Consider the following 22993-nt stretch of genomic DNA (forward strand, 5'->3'; position numbering starts at 1 on the left):
ACGCGGGCATGTATACGTTGGCATAGGGGTACGACAACCCGAGGCGCATTGCGGTCGAACCCCGCCCACACACGGTTCGACGTCAGGACCCTTGCTGTGCCATCGGGTGGTGCCGGCAACATCAAGCCGTTGTACATCAGGGCGCGAGTCGACGATGACTGCCCAACGGATGTCGTTCGGCATTCACTGGCCAGAGTGCGGGTCGCAAAATCGTAACGCTAGCAGCGATATCGCCGTAGGCGCGGCAACCGCTCCACCAACCTGCCCGCCAGCAGCCGCCCTAATAGTTCCGTAGCGTCCCAAGCTCATTAATCGCAAGATTTTTAATCTGGGCAAATCGATTCTTTAAAGCCTGACCAACGTGCTCCTTAAAATCATCACTTTCATTGTCGGGAATAAAAATCGCATGGTCAGCTTTCGCGATTTCTGACACATTTTTAATGTACTGCTTAATGGGTAGCGGGCCAATTCGCCGATTAACCGACCGACTGATATATGAACGGTTTAGCGGACTGTTCAACAAAAGGCCCAAACCCTCCGTTGCTTTTCTTAGATCACGAGTTGATTCATTGACAGTCCTAGCCTCGGCCAATGGGATTAAATGATGGTCTTCTAGGTCTTCGGTTCCCCATTCCGTAAGAAACGGCACTGACTCGGTATTGTCTTCGCTAGAAAGCAGATCCCTGGGACAACGGCTTAAGCAATACTGCAACAAGTATCTATCGATATCCGTGGATACGCCCGCTTCCTCGTCAGCGCGCAGGAGGGTTGCTTCGTCCGAATATTTGGGATCTCCAAGCACTTTAGCTGCACGCAATGCGAAAGGATCTCCTTCTTTGCCGTCGAACCAGCGAAGCAAACTCTTAGCATCATTCACGGCATTTTCATTCTGCCTTGCGGTGTAGGTCCCCGTAAGTACGGAACACCAGTACCAATACTCGAGGCGGTCGAGCCGCTCGCGATCTTTGAACGCGTCGTCCGATGACAGGCATATTGCGAGGGGCAAGACAAGAAGCTGATTACGGAGGTCACTTTCACGTCGGACACCACATCTGAATTGTAGGAAAGCCCATGCGCGCAGCACTGCCTTACCAGCCGTTTCCCAATATTGCAGTACGGCATCGGGCGCAAGAGCCAAAATTGCCTTTTGCTTGATAGCGTCAGTAGTAAGCGCATCGATTCCTTTGGTCAGACTAAACTGCAGCGACATCACGTTCAAAAATGCATTCTTGAACCTCACAGATAGCTCGTCGTTATCCAACGCTATCCCACCAGCTGGATCAACGGACCACGGCGTAGGGTTTGGCCCTTTGTTAGTACCCCAAAGCTCGTTTAACTCGACTTTTTCGTCAGTTACTAATTTTGTCAGTTTGTCCGCAAGGCTTTCAGCAAGATCACCCTTGGCGGCTTTCGCCGTAATCAAGTCGAAGGTAGCGAGTGGGGTGCCGCCTTTATTCATGGCCTCAAAAATCACGACGGCCCGATCAAGCTGATCCGAGCCGATCTCGACGGAAGCGATGTCGTAATTCGCCCTGATATTTAGGAACTGTGTCAGGGTTTCTACCCAGTTCGCGGCCAGGGTGTAGAGAGCGCCGACCAATTCGTCCATGCTCGGCTCATCAGGTAGGTACGGCTGCACACGACGTAGCGCATCCAATAGTGGTGCGTCGTGGTGCTGATCCCTGACTATAGCCTCCAACTCTTTTCTTCGTTCCTCGGCGAGTTGCTGGATAACCACTCGATGAAGTGGTTGTTGCACACCCGACGGAGTCCCCGCCACCTCCCATAATGGTACGAGACCCTCCTTTACCGCAGCAGTACACTGCGCGAGCCGACCTTCGTGCGTAACCGGCTGGCTGGGGTGATACCAGGGATACTTGCCAGTCTTGTTGATACGCAACTCTCGGAGCCGATCCCGAACTGTATCGGGTTCCGTTGGTAACCCCGTGAAGTCAAGATTCCGGTATCCGAAGTAATCTTCTGCTGTGGGTTCAGGCCGCACCTGTAGTGCCCATCGATAGCGAAGTCGCCAGTACCACTTGTCGACTTGGGTATGCCAGGTTGCGCCCCCAAGAGGATCTGCAAAGACTTGGTAAAGCGTCGAGAGACGCTGTTGCCCATCCAGTACAAAAGTATATTCCTGGTCGGGGCTTAATTGGTCGAGTTGTCGGCTGCCGAGACTGCGAGCAGGAAAGTCCTTCCCCGTACCTCGTAGTAGGAGGAGGGATCCAGAGGGAACATCGAGCAGGACCGACGTGGCCAACCCGCGCTGTTGCTCCAGGGACCAAACGAACTGTCGCTGAAAACTTGGAAGACGAAGACACCCGTTTTTGTTTAGGCCGAGAGCTTTGTCAAAGAGTTTGAGTTGTATTGCGTGTCCAACGAAATCCATCCCTTGCATCCTGTAGCGGAATTGAGCTGCAGGCTCTCACGGAACGACGCCCACAATCTAGCTGGCATTTACCACCGCACTCGACGTACGTCAAGGGCGGCTGAACACCTCCTCCCCTCATCAACGTGCCCGATGACATGCCGCCCTACCGATTTGTCGGTGGCAACTAGATACTGGCCAAAGCGCGGCAAGGTGGTTTCTAGGCGGCGTCGCACCACTTGGGTCTGCTGCACCGATAGGTGACAGTTTCGGTCACGCGGTCTGATTGGCCGGTGTGGTCATGATTGCTTCGAATTCGATGGGGGTCAACCGCCCGAGCGCGGCTTGGCGGCGACGGCGGTGGTAGGTGCGTTCGATCCAGGTGACGATCGCGATTCGCAGTTCCTCTCGTGTGGTCCAGTGGCGGCGATCCAGAACGTTCTTCTGCAGCAGGCTGAAGAAGCTCTCCATGGCGGCGTTGTCGCCGGCGGCCCCGACGCGGCCCATGGAGCCGATCATGTCGTAGCGACTTAAGGCATGCACGAATTTCCTTGACCTGAATTGAGATCCGCGGTCGGTGTGCAAAATGCAGCCGGCCACATCGCCACGGCGAGCGACCGCGTTGCTCAGCGCTGTGGTCGCCAAGTGCGATGTCATCCGGGAGTCGATGCAGTAGCCGACGATCCGGTTAGAGAACACGTCCTTGATCGCACAGAGGTAGAGCTTGCCCTCGCCGGTGCGGTGTTCGGTGATGTCGGCCAGCCACAACTGATTTGGCGTATCTGCGGTGAAGTCGCGTTCGACCAGATCGTCGTGCACCGGCGGTCCCACTTTGCCGTTCTTGCCGCGCTTCTTGCCGAATACATTCCACCACTTGTTCTCGGCGCAGATCCGCCAGGCGGTGCGCTCCGCCATCGGCTCACCGACCGCGCAGGCCTCCTGGTCCAGATAGCGATAACCGAACTCCGGGTCATCACGATGGGCGTCGGACAGCGCGTTGGCCCGGTAGGCCTCGGTGAACTCACTGTCGGTGACCGGTGCGGACAGCCAGCGGTAGTAGGGCTGGCGAGCAAGTTTGAGTACCCGGCACGTCACCGCGACGGGGATCCCGTCGGCGGCGAGCTCGCTCACGAGCGGGTAAAGCCTTTTCGCGGCAGGTTCGACTGCGACAGGTACGCCGCGGCGCGGCGCAAGACCTCGTTCTCCTGTTCCAGCAGCTTGATCCGTCGACGGGCATCCCGCAGCTCAGCAGAATCGGTGGTACTGGTTCCCGGCCTGGCTCCCTCATCGACGTCAGCCTCGCGCATCCACTTCGACAGAGTCATCGGATGCACCCCGAAATCAGCGGCGATCTGATCGAGAGTGACGCCGTCATCACGGCTGCGGGCAACGCGCACGACGTCGTCGCGGAACTCGCGGGGATAGGGTCTGGGCACAATGACATCCTTCCAGCCCGCCCTAACGGGGCAAGCCAACTCAAATGTCACCTATTCGTGCAGCAGACCCGTGCGATCACCGATCACGCTGCGACCTGACTTCTGCCTTGCACGGTGGACGCTTACGAAATGCCAAGGTAGGTAGTAAGGTCAGCCGATCACCGACTGAGAAGCGGCGATAACTCCCCCGCCCAGAGCAGCGCGAGCCGCTCCCGCGCCCGCGTGCCGGCGACGTACAACACCCGGAGTAGCTTCTTCTCCTCTTGCTCACGTTCGTCACCTTGCTTCTGCTGCACAAAGTAGGGCGGGAACGATTTCGATCCGAGGCGCGCTATCGCCACAGCGCGATATTCGAGGCCTTTGGCCCGGTGCATCGTCATGACGCGAACGACGTCACCCAGCTTCTCTTCCTTGGTGCTCTCGTTGACCACCTCGGCAGCGACTCCGGCCGCTTCCAGGGTGGCGACGATGTCGCGAACGTCGTTCTTCTCGTAGACGAATACGGCGATGTCCGACTTCGAGTAGTCGTCGGCTATCCACCGGTCGATCTTGGCTACGAGTCCCTGGTCCTCTTCGGACTTCGACTTGAAGCTGAGTGATTCCGGCTCGGGGCCGCGGAATACGGACCGCGCGCCGGCAAGGGTATCGGACGACGTGTCGAGGTCATCAGCATCTGCGTCGGCAATCGAGAGAGACCATCTGAGGATCTCGCGGCTCGTGCGGTAGTTGACTGTCAGCCGACGAGCCCGTCCCCGCGTCTCGATACCGAATCGGGACAACGGCGCTGGCCGACCGTAGATGCGCTGATGCGCGTCCCCGACGATGAAGAGGTCGTCGGTTCCAGCGGGCACCAACGCGCGCAGAAGTTTCCAGTGTGCAGGATGCAGATCTTGCGCTTCGTCGATCACCGCGTGGCGGTACCCGAACTGCTCGCGCAGCGACGGATCGGCTTCGAGTGCCATCGCGGCCCGAGAAGCCAACTCTCTGAACGTTGTCTGCCCCTGCGCACGCAGAAGCGACTGAAACTGTTCGATTGCGCGCCACACGTCACTGCGTTGCGGACGAGTCAGCCGTTGAGACCGGCCGCTACGTGCCACACGAAGATATTCGGCTTCGTCCAAGATCCCGTTGCCGAGAACCACTTCCGACCATTCGTCATTGAGGAATCCCGGGTCCCAACTTCCCTTCGAGGACTGCGCGGCCGTGCGCCAAAGCGGCTCCAATTGGTACTCAGCAGCGACTTTCGAAGAGTTCACGAACTTCCGCCCGCTGTCGGTCGCCGCAACAACCGAACGTGCCAGCGCGTCCAGATTGATGACGTGAACTCTGTAAGTGATCGAAGGGCCTGCCAGCTGGATCAGCTGGCCCTCGATCGTTTGAGCCAAATTGCGGGTGAAGGTGGTGAACAGGACCTTCACCTTTGGATCGGCTCCGCTCGAATCCAGCTGCCTGGCGAGGAAGCGCGCCCGGTGGATTGCCGTGACGGTCTTGCCGGTGCCGGCGCCGCCGGTCACCCGGAACGGGCCATTCCACCCGCTGTGGGTTGCGAGCTTACGCTGCAACGGGTGAAGCCATACCCGCCACTTGGCGAAATCTCCTTCCAGAACAGCCCGCAGCTCCTCCTCGTTGTCACCGTCGACGGCAGTGAAGCTCAAGCGCGACAGCGGTCTCTTCAGCGCGGTCTCGATATCATGCGGATCGATCGGACCGGGTTCGTCGATGACGAGGTCGTTCCAAACGTCTTGGGGGGCCTTTCCGAAGGCGAGGTCGAGCACGGCGTTGCCCTGCGATGCCGGAAGCGCTTCGATGATCTTCTGTAGCGCATCCTCGGTCGTGACCTGCTTGAGCTCGACAGCTACCTCAGGCGCCACGCCGAACCGTTCAAGGTCAGCCTGGCTGACGGTGGACGGCATGACAGGCTCGGCGCCAGTGCTCGACGGCGGTTCGGCACGTGCGTGGTCTAAAGCTTCACCGAGCGCGATCGGGTCGAAAAGCTCAGCAGCACCGGTCTTCTGGTTTACCTGGAGCGTCAACGTTTCGGCGAACTTGTATGCGGCGTCGTGCTTTTTCACCGCGACGAGCCAAAGCACCCTGTTGTTGTCGTCGGCACCGGCGTTGACCAGAACGGCGCGGTAGCGGTCGTTCACCCGCGCCGTTCGCACGTGCTTGCTGGCGGCTCCCTTCGGGTGCTTGAAATCAAGGCCGGTCCCGTTGGGGTCCTGCTGGAGCTTCACCATGAACGACAGAACGCGCCCCTTGACGCTTCCATCCAGGTCGTTGTACGAATTCTCGAACAGATCGTGCATGAGGACGGTGGTTTTCATCAGTTACCTCCAACGTGATCAAACAACTGATCCGCCAGCGCCCCGTGTTCATGCGCGAGGCCTGCTTGGACCACTTTCCAATTAGCGGCAGTCAACCACGCTTCTCGGTCGGGGTTATCATCGATCACGACTGCGACTTTTGCTGCCGGCCATGCCAATTCCACCTGCCACACAGACTCGTCGGGGCCGACTTCGGCACCGGGCTCCGGAACCACTAGGCCACGTTGCGCCAATTCGACCACGAGGGGCGCAAGGCTCGCATCGGTGTATCGGAGAACTTCGCGCCACCCATCACCGGGTGCGAAAGCGACGTCGATTCTGCCAGAGTCCACGGCACTGAGCGGAATATGAGCGTCGGCGAAGACGTCGGCAGACTTTCGAGTCCAGACCTCTGCCATCCGGAGAGGCATCGTCTCGCCGTGCCGTGGCACCGTGAGAAACTGTAGGAGGTTGGACCACCGAAGCCACTCGCGCCATCGGGCAAAGTGCTTGGGACTGCCGACTTCGGCGTCGCTGTCGTCCAGGACCGCGAGCACACCCGTGGTTGGTTTGAAGTTTTGCGGATCGGCGCAGATGTACAGCGTTAGACCGTCTCGTCCGGTTCTGGCGACGATGAGACTGCGCCCTTCGGATCCGACGCCGGCAGGGTACCGGCCAGACAAGAGCGCAGTGCCTTGGTAAGGTCCGTTGCCTGTGTCTGGACCGGCGGCTGCGTGCCGTGTTTACCGGGTGGATTGACCAGACCGATGACCGTCGCGAACGCGCCTTGTGGCCAGACCTCGGCCTGCGGGTGGGACACGTACTCGATGAGTATGTCGATCGGGTTCTGCCACAGCGTCTTCAACCGCACGTCTTGCACGACTTCGCTCGCGGTGTTCTGGACCTGCTGGTGAACAAGGTCCGGGGCGCCGGCTTTCATTTTTGTCGGAGGCGAAGGCTTGAACATCGTCCCATGTGATCGACCCGACACGTTTGCCGTCTCTTCGCAGCCGTCGCGCTTGACCGCGTCGTCGGCGGTGCGGTTGTTCTCCGGGCTGGCGTGGGACTTGCGTCCGTCCAGATAGACGGCCACGTCGAGGTCCTGTGCGTCACTGCGGCTAAGCAGGAAGTCGGGTTCGGTCCATACGGATGCCTGCACTTGGACCAGCGGTCTCATCCGCCACCGGCGCACGTTGCCGTCCGGTCCGCAAGACGCAGCTCGAGTTCCTCCCCCGTGGATCCGTTTGCGGTCTCGACCGCACATCCGGGCCGCCCTGGTGATGTGTGTTTTGAGCGCTTCCCGGAACTGCATTTCGAGTTCACTGAGCTGCACCGGAGCGATGTCGATGCCGGTGACCGTCGCGATTTCCTCGACATCCCACTCAGCGACGGATCGATTCCAGTTAGAGTCTCGAGCTTCGAAAGCCAGCCGAGTCATCGGCGACCAGCTCGCCGTCTCGCGGGTCGAGCCGGTCAATCGTGTCGAGCGAGCCGAAGAACACCGCATCCTGATCACGGACGAGGGGGCTGACACCGGTCACTTCGACGCGGACCCCGTCTCGCTCCGTGTTTCGAACGGTGCGGACGAGCGACTCCTCGTCGCGGACGACGATGCGGAGTTCGCCAGCGGCTACTTCAGACATTCCTTGACACTCTCCGCTCGCACGAGCTCATGCGCCAATGGCATTGGCGACGAATTCGCTGAAGATACCTTCAGATTCGTTACCCCCGTCCCGAGTTCCGAACAGGAGCGCCCGATCGAGGAACGAGTTGTTCTTCTCACAGGAAGTTTCGGGAACAAGCACACATGCATGACATGCCGCCAGATTCAGCGCATCACTACCCGAACCCCTCGACTCGATGCAGACAGGATCAGACGAGCACCACGAAAGCCGTACCAGTCCCTCTCCCAACGCATTTCCAAGCTGATCGGTTTCGGCCATAGCGGCGACGCCACCAAGGCTCCCAGCAGAATCAGAGCTTGCGGTGTAGATCAACAAGCCCGCCATGTCGTCATCGACGTAAAGACGCTCACGCAGCGCGGCTGCCGGGTAGCCGGCGTCGAGTGACAACTGGTCGATGATGATGTGGGCCAAGGTGTGCAGTGCGACCTCGACGATGTCGATGTGTTTGGGTGGGTGACCGTATTCAGCCGCATTCCTGTCGGCCACCACCTTGAGCATGCGTGCACGTTCCCGCGCAAAGGGCCTGTTCGCCCAGTTCTCAAGCCTTTGCCGGTCGAATGCGATGAAGATGCCTTCACCGATCACCTGAATCGCAGGAAGCCAGTTTTTGCGGGTAGCAGACAACGCACAAAGATTTGATTCCACGCCTCCGTCGAGCCTGGTGAAGCCGTACAACGCACGGACTTCGCGGAGCCGCGTGACCTTACGGACGTCGGTGATCAGGTCATCGAAGACCGCGGGTACATCGCGTGGCAAGCAGACGAAGTCAGCGTCCGGGTCGTCGTCGGGGCGGCCGTCGATGAGTGCTCGGTATTCGCCTGAGCGCAGTCTCGCTTCCGACAGGTCGTCATCCTCGCGCTCCTCACCACGGCGACGTTCGATCTCGATGACGATCTGCTCGACGGTGAACCTGCCGTTCGATGAGTCTGCAATCTTTGCCAAAAGCGCGGGAGTTACGACATCTGGATCTGACAACACCAACCAATGCGGATCGACGAACTTCGACAAAGCCTCCGAGTACGGAGGTATCGAGATGGAGGACCTGACCGCCGGATACCAAACATTGGACGCGCCACGCTGCAGAGCCCTCGGGACCTCGCCACATTCCTCGTTGTCGGCACCGAGCCAGGGGCGGGTGAGGGGGACCCGTTTGATGGTCCAGTCGCTATGCGGCTTGCGGTTGGTGGGTCGTGGTCCACTGTAGGGCGAACTCGGCTGGGGTGAGCCCATTGTGGGCGGAGTGAGGCCGGTTGGCGTTGTAGTCGATTCTCCAATCTTCGATGATGATTTGGGCTTCTTGCAGGGAGTCGAAGCGCCAGGAGTTGAGCAATTCGTCGCGCAGTCGGCCGTTGAATGACTCGATCCAGGCGTTCTGCCAGGGGGATCCGGGATCGATGAATAGCGAGCCGGTGCCGTTGAAGCGGCACCAGTCGTTGACAGCATGGGCGATGAACTCGGGTCCGTTGTCGAACCGCACGTAGGCCGGTGCCCCATGCATCAGGGCCAGACGGTCAAGGACGTCGACCACGCCGTCGGCGTTGATGGCCCGGTCGACCTCGATCGCCAGGGCTTGGCGGGTGAACTCATCGATTACGTTGAGCATCTTCAACGTTCGTCCGTCGGCGGTGGTGTCGAACTGAAAATCCATCGCCCAGATCGCATTCGGGCGGATCGGGCACATCGCCCCGACCTGCGCACCGATGCCGGTCAAGCGTTTCTTCCTGCGGCGCTGCGGAACTCGTAGGCCCTCCTGGCGCCACAGGCGGCGGATGCGCTTGTTGTTGACCTTCCAGCCAGCTCGCCGTGCCGCGATCGCAGCACGGCGCCATCCCCAGCGGGGCCGCTGGGTGGAAAACTTGCGTAGCCAGGCCCGCAACTGGGCCTCCTCATCGCTGATCGGCGCTGGTTGCAGACGCATGGTGGAACGGTGGATGCCGACCACCGCACACGCCCGCCGTTCAGAGACCCCGAACCGCTCGCGCAGCATCGCCGCGGCGCTGCGCTTGCGGTTCGGGGTCAGAAGTTTCCCGACGAGATCTCCTTGAGCATGTCGATGTCAAGGGCCTGGTTGGCGACCAGCTTCTTGAGCCGGGCGTTTTCGGCCTCAAGTTCCTTGAGTCGCTTGGCGTCGCTGGCCTTCATCCCGCCGTACTGGGCGACCCAGCGATGCCAGGTCGACTCGGTGATCTCAAGGTGGCGACACACCTCGCTGAGTTGCTGCCCGGTCCCAAGGAGCTTGTTGCCCTCGGCGAGCTTGCGGATGATCTGATCCGGCGTGTGCCGCCGGCGCTTGTTCGTTGCCATGTCGTCGTCGATTCTTCCTGCCCGAACCCTCGGGCATCAAAGTCCCACAACGACTGGACCACTACGACGGGCTCACCTCACGGGCGCCCCGACACGAACCGAATTCGGGCAGCGGGCCGACTGCACCATCCAAATTGCGGCTCGCGACGCCACATGTGCATGTCAACACCAGGTCAGCAAGTGACGATGTACGCCCACGCGCCTCCAGTTTCATCGAGTGATCCGAGCTTGCGTTGCCCTGTCCGCGGTGCAGCCATTGAAAATATGGGAACTCATCAATGTGACCGCGACGACAGGCAACGATCAACCTGAACGGATTCAACGGCTGCTTGTCTTTGCTGCACTCGGCTACGTTCCAGTCCTTTGACAACTCATGGAGACGGCCGATCCGTCTGCATGTCGGACACACCTGGGTGTAGGGAAATCGAATGACGGGGACGTCTTTGCGTCCGCCTGCGGGCGGCTGCTTGAGTTCCGACACCTTCAGTGATCGAGCCAACCGTGGCTCGCTCACCGGCTCGGCGCGGTCTTCTTTCCAGTCGTGCAAGCCGGCGATCATGTAGCTGGTCGTAGAGGACGGGAACAATCCCCCGATGCCGTAAGTACTGATCAGTTGGCTGCGTCGCGCTTTCGGCTGGTTCACTGTGACTTCCTCCCAAAGGGGATCAGATAGAGGCCGCTTTCAGCGTCGACATCTCGCATGCTTCGCAGCGTCGGCCACGGTGCCTCGTTCTTTGAATAATCCTCGACGAGGCCGGCACCCGCCTCGACCAGTAAAGCCGCCTGCGCATTTCTGGGATTGTTGTAGCGCATGTTCGGCTTGGCAGCCGCCTCCGTCGTCCACACCTCGAGTAGTTCGTCCACCTCATCGATCGTGGCGTCGATTTCTTCTTCCGCTGTATTGCTGACTCGTTGGGCGATGATCTTCACGAGTTCTGTGAGTGCGTCGTAATTGTCGTCAGCAAGATGAGCCGCACCGTCGGGTGCCAGCTCATCGATAAGGAGCCGCGCAAGCGCCACCAGTACCCCGTGTAATCCACGGTCACGGGCACGGGCCGCGAACGGCGTCGCGCTAGTGGCCTCGACAGCACGGTAAAGCGACTGATGGAACGGGAGAAAACTCTCATAGTGAGAGCGGTCTCGCGAGCGAGCCGAATTGAGAATGGTGACAACCAGGCCCGGGTGCTTACGTCCCACCCGGCTAGTGGCCTGAATGTATTCGGCACTCGATTGCGGCTGCCCCATCACTGCCATGAGCCCGAGTCTGTCGATGTCGAGTCCGACGGAGATCATGTTGGTAGCCAACACAACATCATCAGCCTCTTTGGATGGGTACTCATCTTCCAAACCTTTCAAAGAGTTCGGAATCTCCGACGAAGGCTCGCGACTGGTCAACTCGACCACGTTGCGGATAGTTCGAGGAATCGTATTATTCCTCCCAGCAACAACTTTCAAGCGGTCACGAACATCCGCGTCCACCTGGAGGACCGCGCTGCCAAGAACGCGAAGGCTGTTGAAATAGCCGAGCAATGTCCAGTACGGATCACGTGTCTCATCGTCACCATCCAGATCCTGAGCTGCCTGCAGGAGGGCACCGTACGTGCGCACCAACAACGTGGCATGGCTCGTTCCCCCACTCATCACACCTACATACATCCGAGTGCCGAGCGTGTCGCGTGGCGCAGGCTCACCGAAGAACGACTCATCGGGGTCGATCCCCGGAGGAGGAAACTGTCTAGCCTCACGATCGAATACGGCGCTGATCTGTCGATCTGCCCGGCGGATCGTAGCTGTCGACGCAATGACCTTCGGGCGCCCGACTGATGGCCCATTGTCTCCCAAACGAATCCCACAGGCAGCATCCACCGCGATCTCGTACAGACCGACGATGGAGCCGAGGGGTCCCGATATCAAATGCAATTCATCCTGAATGATCAAGTCCGGCGGCGCGCCCGCACCATCGCGCGAGAACAATGCGCGGACCCGCTCATCCCACGCCATCGCCGCGAACTTGTCCACCGTGCCGAGAACCAACTCCGGACGTACGCGATAGATGTCCTCGTCGACTACGTACGCGGGCAATCCGGAACGGAAATCGCAGGATGCTGTCCTGCAAGCGATCACCAGCCTGCGCACGGGTTGTTTCTCGACGGAATAGTTGGTGTGGTCCATCTCCTGTCCGCACCATGGGCACTGCGTCAGTTGAACGGGATTGTTCTCGGTCAGATCCTGACCCGCTCGAAGATGGTTCAGTGCTCGTCGAGCCTCATCGAGGCTATTTGGAGTTGCCTTCGAACCCACCCAGAGTCCAATCGAAAAATGTTCGACACCAAGGTCTTTACGCTCGAGGCGCAGGCGTTCGAGCGCACACATCAACATCGTCGCCCGTTCAAACTGCTGGATGGTCAACAGCCTGAGTGTGTAGCGCATGATGACTGCGACGCCGGACACCTCTGGGTCCCGGAGCCGGCGCAGAAGGATGATGAAGGCGATAAGGCCGAGGTACGCCTCCGTCTTTCCACCACCTGTGGGAAACCACAGCAAGTCAGCCAGCCCGCGCTCCTCATGCCCATTGTCCGAGAGACCGGGAAGGTTGAGGAGGATGTACGCGATCTGGAACGGATACCAGCTCTGGTCTACGCCCGGGTCGACACGACCCTTGGCACCTCCTCGAACCCAGTCCTGACGGGCTCGCTGCGTCTGCATTGCTTGGTTTGCTAGCCGAAAGGCTTTGAACACCTGCGGGTCAGAGGCCAACAGGTCGATCCCGGCTTCGATACGGGCCGCCGCGGCCTCGGCGTCTGCGATGTGGTCGGCAACTACTTCGTTCAGTCGCTCAGGAACATCCGTTTTCCCCTCGCTGACCGCTTGATCGAGATTGCTTATCCACGAACGGTATTCGCTCACCATCGCCCGAAGGTTCTCCAACACCACCTCGTCTGAAGCTTCGGCAAGAGTCGACATGCGGAGGTCGACACTTGGTAGCTTCCTGGGCCGAGCACGGTGTACCTCGACTTGCGGAATGTAGGTGGTCTCAACAGAAGACACGTAGGGTAGAGGCGTTCTATCCCACGTCGCCGCGCAGCCATGTCCGATCGCGAAAACGCGGGCATTTCTGTACAGCAAAGCCGCCGACCTCAGATCCCGATCGGTGCTCGACAGCTGCGGCTGAGTCCTGTCCATGATCGCCGCCACAGCCGTCGTAACGGTGATTCCCACCTGAAACCAGGCGAAAGCGTCTCGCCACAACCCCTTCTGCTTCGTCTTGGTGTTGCGAAGAGCGAGTGATACCGTGACGGCGCCGTCCTTGGGTTGACGAATGTATGCGTATAGCTGTAGCTGTGGTGCCACTTCGCGGTACTCAGTTCGGTTCTCAGCGATATCCAATGTGATCGGTTCGATCGCGGTCGGCACCCGCAACCACTCGGCCGGTCTGTCTTGCCGGCCCTTGGTAGCCCGTCCCGACTCGGAAGTCTCAGCTTTCTCGTCGGATGGTATGTATTGCGCCACGTGCAAATCGACTTGGACGCTGGTGACACGCGCGGTGTCGACGGTGAAAGTCAAGCCCATCGAGCTCGGATACCGCATTAGAGCCTGTGACACCGGAGTGTCGTCATCACCTTCGGAGTCAGCGGGATCGTCGCTGTCAGGGTCGGGTGCTTCTTGCACTTCTTCATCTGCCGGCCAAAGCACGCCGACGACGTATCGGTCAAGAGGTAGTTCGGTGATGACTTCGTTTGCGTCGTCGTCCGTATTGCTGGGCCCAACCAAGTCTCGTTGGAGTTCACGCACGATCCCGTCGCGGAAGGCATACTTGCGACCCAGCGGATCACTTTCGGTGATCATTCGACTTCCTCCATCGTCTTCCAGTCGGGTTCCACGAGCCCGGTTATGCGGGGTGCCAGCCACAACCCAGACCGGCCGACGTCGAGACGTTCGGTCTTCCGTGGCTCGCCGGCAACCGTCTCGACCGAGACCAGGGTGAGCCCGTATAGCCTTCCGGGGAAGACCCCTCCGCCCCTACGCCCGAATACCGTGTTGAACGCCATATTGAAGCTCTCACTCGTGCGACCCAAAAGGTAACCCTCTTCTGTGGTCAGGAGGTAGGACGGGAGAAACGAAGTGCTCCTCTCGTGGTCCAAGAAAGCCTCGACATTGGCGCCCACGAGATCGTCGCCCCGAAGGTTTTCCTGGACATCGGCGGCGTCGAGTCCGCCACCAGCGGTCGGCTCACTGACGTCCACGTCGTCGTATAGAAATTCGAATGCTTTGACGCGCTTCTTACGGGTTTTTCGGTTGAACACCCTTTCGACGCGTCGTCCCGGTAGCCATCGCATGTTTTCGAACGATGAGCGGGGCTGCGGCAGCCAGCAGATATAGATGTCGTCCCTGGCACGACTCAGTGCGACGTACTCACGCCGGATGATCGCCCACTCGTTCTCGTCGTTCTCGTGCTCGTAGTTGGGAGCAACCAGAAACACGCGGTCGAATTCGAGGCCCTTCGCGCGATGGACCGTCGATACGATGACGTTCGCGGAATCAGGCTCAGTGAGCGTGAGTGGCAGCATGTTGGTTCGGATCGAGTGGCGCAACCGTCCCAAATTGAGCGCGTCCCGACCCCGCTTGTCGGCGGCAACGGACTTGAGCAGGAACCAGGCCTGATCGATGTGTGCCCGATCGAGTGACCGGGCCAGCGCCTCTTCGACCTCCGATCGATCGACAGTCTGGCCCGACAATGATGTTAGCGTTCTGCCGATCCAGTTGACTGCGCCGAAATCTTGAGCCTGCCGGCGTACGGCATGGCGAATGCCGTGATCACTGAGATGTCGCGACACCCGCAGGACATCAGAGTTGGTGGCGCACAAGATCGCTGTCGTTACTCCATCCTTCGCAACCATGTCGACCCACTCGTCGAACTCCCCAAGATCCAACAGCGTGGATTGCAGCTCAGAAATAAGATCTTCAGCAGTTTCCGGATCGTCAGTCGCTCGAAGTCGCTCACCCAGCTTGACTACCTTTTTCGGGCCTTTTCCTCTGGCACGGTAATTCTCGCCGAGCTGGACTTCAGTGCAACCAAACTCGTTCTTGAGAGCCTCGATGACCGCGGTCGATGACGTCTTGCTGCGCGACTCGTCCAACACGAAGTCGAATATGCCTTGCAACGGATCGCCTAGTGCTGTAATCCCGACGTCATCGCTTGCTGCACGCAAGATCTCGAGCACAAGGTCGGCCCGGTCTCCGACCAAGTCCTGGACCTCGTCGATCACGATGTGGCGGAGGTCGACTATCGATTCACGGGCGTCGTCTGATTCGCGGATCAGTTGTGTAGCCCTGCGGATACGGGCCTCAAAGCTGCCGGTCGGCTCTTCCTCAGCGTCCAGGATAATCTGGCCTGCGAACGAGTCGAATGTCCGGACGTTCGCTGCCGGCACCTCTCGTGCACTCAGTCGGGTCTTGACGGCTGTCACTGCTGCGCGGGAGAAGCTCAACACAAGGACTTGAGCCGATGCGGAGATATCTTCTTCCTGCACCAGGTGGTCGATACGGAGCGCGACGACCTCGGTTTTACCTTGCCCAGCGCCCGCGATCACCAGCAAACGTTCTTCTATCGGTGCCTCTACCACATCCCGCTGGGCATCGTTGAGCGCTATCTCTGCGGCCTTCACGCTACTGTCTCCGCGTCCGCAAGGCCGTTGGTACCCGGACGATCAGGCTGCGCCTCACGCGTATCGCTGCGGTCTTGGACATTCGCGAACGACACCTCTCTGTATCGGGGGCCGCTCCACGCTAGACAAGCCGGCCTTGAATCAACTGACTTGTGCATACGCGGAAGGTCCGCTTTATCCGGACCAATCCGTGTCCGCATCTTGTCAACTCCCGCGCCGCGGCTGTTCGGCCCTGACACACCGCTGTCACTCGATCGACAGGATGCACGGACATTCCTTTTGATAGCTTTTGTTCTCCCGCTGTCACTGTCTCTATAACGAGGCGCCGCGGTCGTCGCGGTACGTGTCTGCAATCTGGCGTCGTGACTATCGGAGTGCCAATCCATCAAGCCGTTCATTGCCAGTGGAATCCTCTGAGTCCACAATGTCTTTGACACTCTGGTACACGATGCTGTCACCAAACTCCAACAGATTGTCGAGCATATTCACGATCAACACTTCTTCGGTGCCGCCGTTCTTCGGTCCGCGGAGGCCCCGTCCAACCATCTGCTGATAGCGGACCTCACTGCTTGTTGGACGGGTGATGTACACAGCATCAGTCTTGGGAGCATCAAAACCCTGCGATAGCACTGCATAATTGGTAAGCACCTTGAGTTCGCCCGACTTGAATCTCTCGATCGCCGCCCGGCGATCCTCTGGGCTCGTGTCCTGGTCTATGGACGCCGCAGGGCGGCCCTGCAGCGTCAGCAGCGTTGCCAACGTCTGTGCGTTTTCGACCGATGCAGCAAATACCACTATCTGCCATTGTTCGGGCTTGCCCATGATCGAGTCCACGATCGTGCGTGTTCGATCTTCATCGCGGCCCAGCCGCGACTCGGCCCCCCTCGACAGCCATCCTTTCGATCTGAAGTCCTCGAGTTCCCGTTCCGAGAGGTCGATCGACACACCATCGAGAATCTCCAGATGCGCGCGTGCGAGGACGCGGTCGCGCTGCAACCTGACCTGTGGAAGCTCCTCCCCGAAGACGCCTTCGTCCAGGCGGTTGTCATCGAATCGGCGGAGTAGTTGCAATGTCTGAGCACTGTCTTTCCTACCCCGGAATGGTGTAGCTGTGAGTCCGATCAATGGCTTGTCCCGCTCGCGAGCGCCACGTCCGAGCCATCCAAGAATTCTTGTGTACGACGGGGTATGGGCGCCATGCGCCTCGTCGAGGATCACAACCGGTGCCTGCGCCAGCCAGGCATACGATTCGTTTTCAATCGCTCTCAATAGGATCTTCTGCCACGTGGCGACAACCACCTGTACTCCCGCAACCTCTTCCTCCATTTCGTAGGTCGACCAGAATCTGCTGAGGATCAACTGAGTGTCCTGACGCCCCAACGCCCGCCAGAGATACGACCATGCGTCGATAGCCTGTTCACATAGCTCCTCACCGTCGGCGAGCCACAAGATCGGTCCTGAGAAGCCCGCTCCAGCGGCAAATCTGTCCAGCGCACCATCACGGATCGACTGGATCACACTCTGGACCGCCACCCGAGTCTTACCCGCCCCAGTGGGTAGCGAGATGATTGCACGTTGGGGGCCTTCACCCCTCAATAGGCGGTGCAGACGTTCAGACACAACCTGCTGGTAGTCGTGAAGCTCGTCGAGCAGAGTCGGACCGTCGACGTACTCCGTGGGCTTATTCCTCTTGCGGGTCCGTTGCCCGGCCCACTCCTCGTCAAATCCCAGACGCTTTACCCACTGTCGAGTGTTGTACGAACCCGCCCAGGAAGATGGTGCAGGATAAGGCAATCCCAGTGGATCCACCTTGCAAGCTCGTTCCAGTGCGCGAACTCCCAACATGGTTACGCAGAGCTCCGCAAGCTCGAGCCCCTGCGGCTCAGGTAGGCCATCGGCCGCCATGTAGCCGAGCGCATCTTTCGGGATCAATGCCCTCAATCGGTCTTCGCCCACCAGCATCAGAAGTCGCTCAGAGTCGGATGCAGCGTTGCGGATCGCCCGAATTCGATGCGAGTTTCTCTGCCGTTCCATCGAATTGAGCAGCGCGTCAACATGTCCATCGGAGTCGTCAAGAAGGAGGCAGCTCAGTACCTGCTTCAAGACCGCCCTGTCGGCGTCACCCGTCACCAGAATCCTGTTGGATTCACGACCGAAGGACGCCGGAACCCGTACCGCCGGCCTACCGGGGACGACCGCGACTGGGGTTCCCCCGAAAAAGTAGACACGGTTAGCTTGCTTCCGTGGTGGCACGCAGCGTGCGTTCATAGTCGATAGGTGAGCGCATTCCAAGTGCTGAGTGCCTTCGATCATTATTGTAGAAAATCATCCAATTGTCAACTGCTGCAATAAGTTCCGCTTTCGTCGCGAAGGCGTGCCGGTAGTAGCACTCGTGCTTGAAGCTCGACCACAGCGATTCAGCGCCGGCGTTATCCCAACAAATCCCGGTCGCGCCCATCGAGCGCCGAAGCCCGTGAGCGGCGCAGGCCAGCGCCATGTCGTGGGCGGTGTACTGAGTACCGCGATCCGAATGCAATATGACCCCCTGGCAGCGGTGAGCGCGCACGAACGCGGCCCGCTCGACGGCCAGTGTGACCAGCTCGGTGCGCATGTGGTCATCAACGGCCCAGCCCAGCGCGCGCCGCGAGTGTTCGTCACGGATGGCGCATAAAAACATGTCACCGTCTCCGCAGCACAGGTAAGTGATGTCGGAGGACCACACCGCGTCGATACGGCCCTGGTCAAAGCAGCGCCCGACCAGATCCGGGGGAAACGAGGCTGCCGGGTCGACCTGGGTGGTGGTCTTAAAGGTGCGCGGACTGATCCCCTCAATGCCCAACTCGGCCATGATCTTGGCGACCGTGTTCTCCGAAACTCGTTCACCCTCGGCGTGCAGGTCGGCGGTGATGCGCGGTGACCCATAGGTGCCCCGTGAGGCGCGGTGATGGGCAAGGATCTTGACCTCCAGGTCACGGCGGCGCTGCACCCGAGGTGTGGGCTCAGCAGCGGTGCAGGTATGGGCATGCTTGTAGTAGCCCGCCCTGGATACCCCGAGCAGCTCGGCCATGCGTGTCGTAGCCGGCGCACTCTGCAGCGATGAGCTCAAACCGGCTCACCTTCGATGCTGTGCTGCAAAGTACGCCGAGGCTTTTTCCAGGAAAGCGATGTCCTTCGCCTGCTCGGCCACCCGCGCGCGCAGTGCCACCAACTCCGCGCGCTCATCGACCGAAAGCCCTTCACCACCACCAGGGTCCGGCCGACCGCCAGCTGCGGCCGCGGCCATCCGTCGCCGTTCATCTCGCACCCACTTATGCAGCAGGTTCTCATTGAGATCCAGCTCGCGGGCAACCTCGCTAACACGCCGATTCCCATCAATGACACGATGCGCCGCCTCAACCCTGTACTCAGGAGAAAACGACCGCCGAGATCGTGGCATACGAACATCCTTCCAGGGGACCACCGTCCCGCTATCTCAGATGTCCACCAATTCTGGGGAACCTCAGACCTTACTTATCGATAGGCATTTCTGGATGACAATGTCCTCCAGCTCGTCCTCTGCCAGCGTATCCAGCACGGGGAATACATCTGTGGCCAATTCTGGTTCAGCACTTGTCTCATACGAGTAGGTGACGGGCAGATCGCGCCCCTGTAAGCATTGCCAAAGTTCACTGAGATCACGGACATCGTCGATGCTGTCCACGACCACACACGGTATGCCGAACTCGTCCAACTCCGCACGCGCTCTCTCATTGTGGACAACGGCCACGCCAGTTGTTTCCACCTGTGACCACTCGCCACTTTGGCGAACCCACAACCGATCGGGCGGCTCGAGGTCCTTGTGCGTCCAACACCACCACGCGTAACTCTGCCCGACCCGGACGATGTCATCCCTACCTGCATGGGTAGCGACGAGCTTACGGAAGCTCTCCGGATCAAGATCGCCGATGCGTCGCTTCAGCTTCAGCACCCGCTCGGTGTCCCCACTGAGGACCACCTGCGTCACGGACGGAACTAGCCCGTTTGGGACGTCCTGCACATCCGCCACGAACACATCTGGCACAGGCATTGGCCCAAGAGTCGTCGGCAATAGCCCCTGCTGCCTCGCCCACCACAGTTCCGGGGCGACATAGCGAGCCGTCTTGGGAACATTTGGATGGCTGACCCGAACGCGAGGGACATCTACTTCGTTCAGCAGAGCCAGCGTCAGCGCGGTCCTGTTGGTGACGCTGAGGTCGGGTAAACACTCAAGCGGACCCAGAACAGCTTCGAGACCGTCGATCTCGATTGCTTGGCGCGCTTGGACACCGAGGCCGAGCTCATCGCCCATGCGTCCGCGAACTTCATTCGCGTATTTCGAGACCCAGCGTTCATTCGCACCTCCGGATCGCGATGGCCGACTACGCACACCGAGCATGTACAACAGATCTTGGTCGCTGGCGTGATAGTCGCCGTCGACAAGGAACTGGCCATCTTCTTTGACCTGCTTCAGGCACTCGCCAGCAAAATAAAGTCCTTGCGGAAGGACCCATCGACCGAGTCCGTTTCGCACGTGAATGATCCGCGCTGCACGTCCTTCAAGCACGCTCGCGAACGCCTCGTGAACCTGTTGCACACCTGACCCACGCATCGCGATCCATAGCTCGTCCCAGTCGACCTTGCCCGTCCGTCGGAGCGAGGTGAGAAGTTCCAGCATCTCGCCGCCATCCTCGAAAGCGGTAACCCCGAGCGCCTCGAGCGCGGCTGCGGCGGTCGCGTTGGAAACCACCTCCTGGTGAACGAAAGACGTTCCATGCTGAGCTGAACTCGTTCGAAGAAAGCACCGCCCACGAACTGGTTGAGCAAGGGACTTGTTTTCCAGCAGAACGATCCGGGCATCACGGACGTCCTTCTCCGTATTGCCACCTTTGAAAATGAGATTCGCAGCCAGTTCGATCGCCGCCGCCGATTGAGCCGGGTCGGGATCCGCGACAACCGAATGCAGCCAATGCAGAACCCTTCCCGCCGGCTTCGGCCGGTCACCCTCCTGAGTCAAGCGATCAACCTTGGACCGCCGTTCGATTGTGCTGGTGCAATCCGGGTGCACCCAACTGCTGCGGTTCCCTGTGACCGCAAGCCACATCTTGGCGTACTCCATGACGTCATCCGGAATGCGCTGCAACGCAGAAGGCGAGCGCAGCTGACCGTCGAGGTCCGGCAGGCACCGAGAATCCCTCAGCGCTTTGAAAACCGGTTCATTCAGTACCTTGTCAGCCCAGCTCCGGGCTTCCTTACCGCGGGCCGGGAGTACGTCGATGTAGCGGCCGTATGCTCCATCGGCGATCAGATCCTTGCGGGCGGCTACCACCAGCTTAGGCAGGACACTTTCGAGGATTTCGAGGTTGAAAAGACACTCGATGACGTTGATCCGGTCGTCCGACAGCTTCCACGGTGCGTTGATCCGGCCACTCAGGGTGACGTCGGACTTGACCGGGAAGTAGGCGGACAGTTGGCCGACGCCGACGGCGCCGCCGAGCGGCAGCGCCCAGCTGACGGTGACCGAATCACGCCGTGCCGAATGACCGGCCGATTCCAACGCCTGAGCAGAAGGTTTGTGATCGTTCGATACCACCAACCATTCCCGGTCACCGTCAGGTGTTGTGAGCGTGACCCGGTTGCCCTTCTTCGATGCCGCAAATCGGCGTGACCGATCGGCGACACAATCGACCAGATCCAAGATCCGCACGTGCGGCGTGAAAAGATTGAACGACTCGTCAAACTCCTGAATCTCCACGGAAAGCTGAGATGCGGCGCCCGTTTTGAGCGGTACCTTGACCACAGTGGTTGCCCAAGTCGACAACTCGGCAAGGTGCGGATCCGTACGAAAATCAACCAACGGGTCGAGCGTCCACGCCAGTCGCAGCGCCGGGACTCCCGACGGTTCATAATGTCGCCCGAGCTCGGTCGACAGGGTCTCTGACGATTGCGACCGGCTGAATCCGAATGACACCGACCGGCTGAAGATCTGCGGGTGATCCGAGATGCCGCTGATGGACTTGAAACCCAGCCCAAACCGCCCGATCTCGGCGCCAGTCTTGTTGGAGAGGTGCGTGTACAGCAGGGCGCGTACGCCCGAGTCCTCGAACGGCTTACCCTCATTTGCGACATACAACGCACCCTCGGTCAAACTAACCTGGATACGTCCCGGTGCTCCCTGCAGCGCGTCCGCGGCGTTCTGCACGAGTTCCTGAATCTGCTTCCGGCCATAACCGCCCTCGGCAATTCCTCGTTCTTTACCTGCGTCCTCTTCAACTCGATTCGGATCCTCGATGTAGACGCGGATGCATCGATCACGAAAGTCGTCGACCAATCCCTCCAAGACAGGATCAGGATCAGTCCAACCCCTGCATATCACGATTCGCACCCCACAAACTCACCGACAGCAAACACTGACTGCAGCATTCCAGCCGCTCGGTAAGAGTGTCTATCATTCACGTCCGACAATTCGTGATCAGTCATCGAGAACGATATGGCCTCGATCGAATTCGGGCCGGCCCCGAGCCCGGCTCCCCCGCGTGCCGCTGCGTGGAACGTTTGATCGCCGGCTCCCATCTGTGCCATGCCGACGGAAGACCAGATGACGGATCCGGCGCCTCGATCATCGACTTTTTCGCAGACCCCGGCGGACTGACGTCGGAGCGACTTGGCTGGAGATCCCCGTCACCGTGCATGCGCCACCCACGCGGTGATCGACGGCCATCTCGGTGGGGTCCACGTCGATGAGCCGGACCTGGCTCGCCCGCTGCTGGCCAGTGCAGTCAGGTCTGACACTGCGTCCGGTAACCAAACTGGCCGACGGCTCGTGCCTTAGCGTGCTGCCCACCACCAGCGAACGTCAACGCATCCGCCGCCACCAGGCCCGCGGCTTGTCTACCGTCCCGCAAGGCCCCGTGGTGCGAGTCATCGACTACGACGTTGCCGACCGTGACACCGACAACCGATCACCGATCCGGTTGATCACCACCATCGTCGATCCCGAACGAGTCAGCGCCGCCGAACTTGCCGCGGCCTATCACCAACGCTGGGAATTCGAATCCATTCTGGCGGAGAACAAACCCGCCAACGCGGCTGTTACCGGGTGTTGCCTTCACACAGCCCCGACATGGTGCGCCAGGAGATTTGGGCATTGCTCTTACCCACTACGCGATCCGCGCCCTGATGTGTGAGGCCGCCGACCCCGACGAGTTCGACC

Annotated in this window: 15 protein-coding genes; 1 reads left to right on the top strand and 14 read right to left on the bottom strand. The window is 59.9% G+C overall.

The window, feature by feature from the left end; all coding sequences use genetic code 11:
• Nucleotides 1-280 precede the first annotated feature (280 nt).
• The 14 genes from G6N68_RS16920 to G6N68_RS16985 all read right to left on the bottom strand — a co-directional run bounded on the left by G6N68_RS16920 (nucleotide 281) and on the right by G6N68_RS16985 (nucleotide 22120).
• Nucleotides 281-2401 (bottom strand): DUF262 domain-containing protein, encoded by a 2121-nt coding sequence (locus G6N68_RS16920; protein WP_308205903.1) that lies wholly within the window; start codon nucleotides 2399-2401, stop codon nucleotides 281-283.
• Between the two features lie 243 nt (nucleotides 2402-2644).
• A protein-coding gene (locus G6N68_RS16925) for an IS3 family transposase (RefSeq protein ID WP_163714529.1) occupies nucleotides 2645-3807 on the bottom strand; the annotation gives its coding sequence in 2 pieces (ribosomal slippage) (nucleotides 2645-3520 and nucleotides 3523-3807; 1161 coding nt in all).
• A 158-nt stretch (nucleotides 3808-3965) separates the two neighbouring features.
• Nucleotides 3966-6131 carry a 3'-5' exonuclease gene (locus tag G6N68_RS16930; protein ID WP_163714531.1) on the bottom strand — a complete coding sequence of 722 codons (2166 nt, stop codon included), beginning with the start codon at nucleotides 6129-6131 and terminating at the stop codon, nucleotides 3966-3968.
• Nucleotides 6132-6714: 583 nt separating this feature from the next.
• Complete coding sequence (locus G6N68_RS16935; protein ID WP_163714535.1) at nucleotides 6715-7548, bottom strand: hypothetical protein; 834 nt, start codon at nucleotides 7546-7548, stop codon at nucleotides 6715-6717.
• Nucleotides 7514-7753: a hypothetical protein gene (locus tag G6N68_RS16940; RefSeq protein ID WP_205351358.1), complete on the bottom strand. Its 240-nt coding sequence runs from the start codon at nucleotides 7751-7753 to the stop codon at nucleotides 7514-7516. Before G6N68_RS16940 ends, G6N68_RS16935 begins: the two co-directional genes overlap by 35 nt.
• A gap of 27 nt (nucleotides 7754-7780) precedes the next feature.
• Nucleotides 7781-9025: an MrfA Zn-binding domain-containing protein gene (gene drmB, locus G6N68_RS16945; protein ID WP_205351359.1), complete on the bottom strand. Its 1245-nt coding sequence runs from the start codon at nucleotides 9023-9025 to the stop codon at nucleotides 7781-7783.
• Nucleotides 8961-10099, bottom strand: a protein-coding gene (locus G6N68_RS16950; RefSeq protein ID WP_163714538.1) for an IS3 family transposase whose coding sequence is annotated in 2 segments (ribosomal slippage) — nucleotides 8961-9829 and nucleotides 9829-10099 — 1140 coding nt in all. Because the reading frame shifts where the segments join, the coding sequence is not laid out codon by codon here. The genes drmB and G6N68_RS16950 overlap by 65 nt, the downstream gene beginning before the upstream one ends.
• 61 nt (nucleotides 10100-10160) lie before the next feature.
• Complete coding sequence (locus G6N68_RS16955; protein ID WP_163714541.1) at nucleotides 10161-10742, bottom strand: DUF8724 domain-containing protein; 582 nt, start codon at nucleotides 10740-10742, stop codon at nucleotides 10161-10163.
• Nucleotides 10739-13945, bottom strand: coding sequence for a helicase-related protein (locus tag G6N68_RS16960; RefSeq protein ID WP_163714544.1), 3207 nt, complete (start codon nucleotides 13943-13945; stop codon nucleotides 10739-10741). Before G6N68_RS16960 ends, G6N68_RS16955 begins: the two co-directional genes overlap by 4 nt.
• Nucleotides 13942-15765, bottom strand: a complete 1824-nt coding sequence (locus G6N68_RS16965) for a UvrD-helicase domain-containing protein (RefSeq protein ID WP_163714547.1) — start codon at nucleotides 15763-15765, stop codon at nucleotides 13942-13944. The genes G6N68_RS16960 and G6N68_RS16965 overlap by 4 nt, the downstream gene beginning before the upstream one ends.
• Before the next feature lie 366 nt (nucleotides 15766-16131).
• Nucleotides 16132-17895, bottom strand: coding sequence for a DEAD/DEAH box helicase (locus G6N68_RS16970; RefSeq protein ID WP_240355509.1), 1764 nt, complete (start codon nucleotides 17893-17895; stop codon nucleotides 16132-16134).
• Nucleotides 17896-17995: 100 nt separating this feature from the next.
• A complete protein-coding gene (locus G6N68_RS16975; RefSeq protein WP_163714553.1) occupies nucleotides 17996-18832 on the bottom strand; it encodes an IS3 family transposase in 837 nt (278 codons plus the stop codon).
• A gap of 45 nt (nucleotides 18833-18877) precedes the next feature.
• Entirely contained in the window at nucleotides 18878-19201 is a 324-nt protein-coding gene (locus G6N68_RS16980) for a transposase (protein ID WP_069422688.1), read from the bottom strand.
• Between the two features lie 63 nt (nucleotides 19202-19264).
• Nucleotides 19265-22120, bottom strand: a complete 2856-nt coding sequence (locus G6N68_RS16985) for a sacsin N-terminal ATP-binding-like domain-containing protein (protein ID WP_205351360.1) — start codon at nucleotides 22118-22120, stop codon at nucleotides 19265-19267.
• A gap of 400 nt (nucleotides 22121-22520) precedes the next feature.
• On the opposite strand from G6N68_RS16985, the gene G6N68_RS16990 reads away from it, so the two are divergent.
• On the top strand, nucleotides 22521-22967 hold the full coding sequence (locus G6N68_RS16990; RefSeq protein WP_163714556.1) for a hypothetical protein: 447 nt from the start codon (nucleotides 22521-22523) through the stop codon (nucleotides 22965-22967).
• The last annotated feature ends 26 nt before the right edge of the window (nucleotides 22968-22993 follow it).

Origin of the sequence: Mycobacterium bourgelatii (assembly GCF_010723575.1) — a bacterium.
Lineage (GTDB): Bacteria > Actinomycetota > Actinomycetes > Mycobacteriales > Mycobacteriaceae > Mycobacterium > Mycobacterium bourgelatii.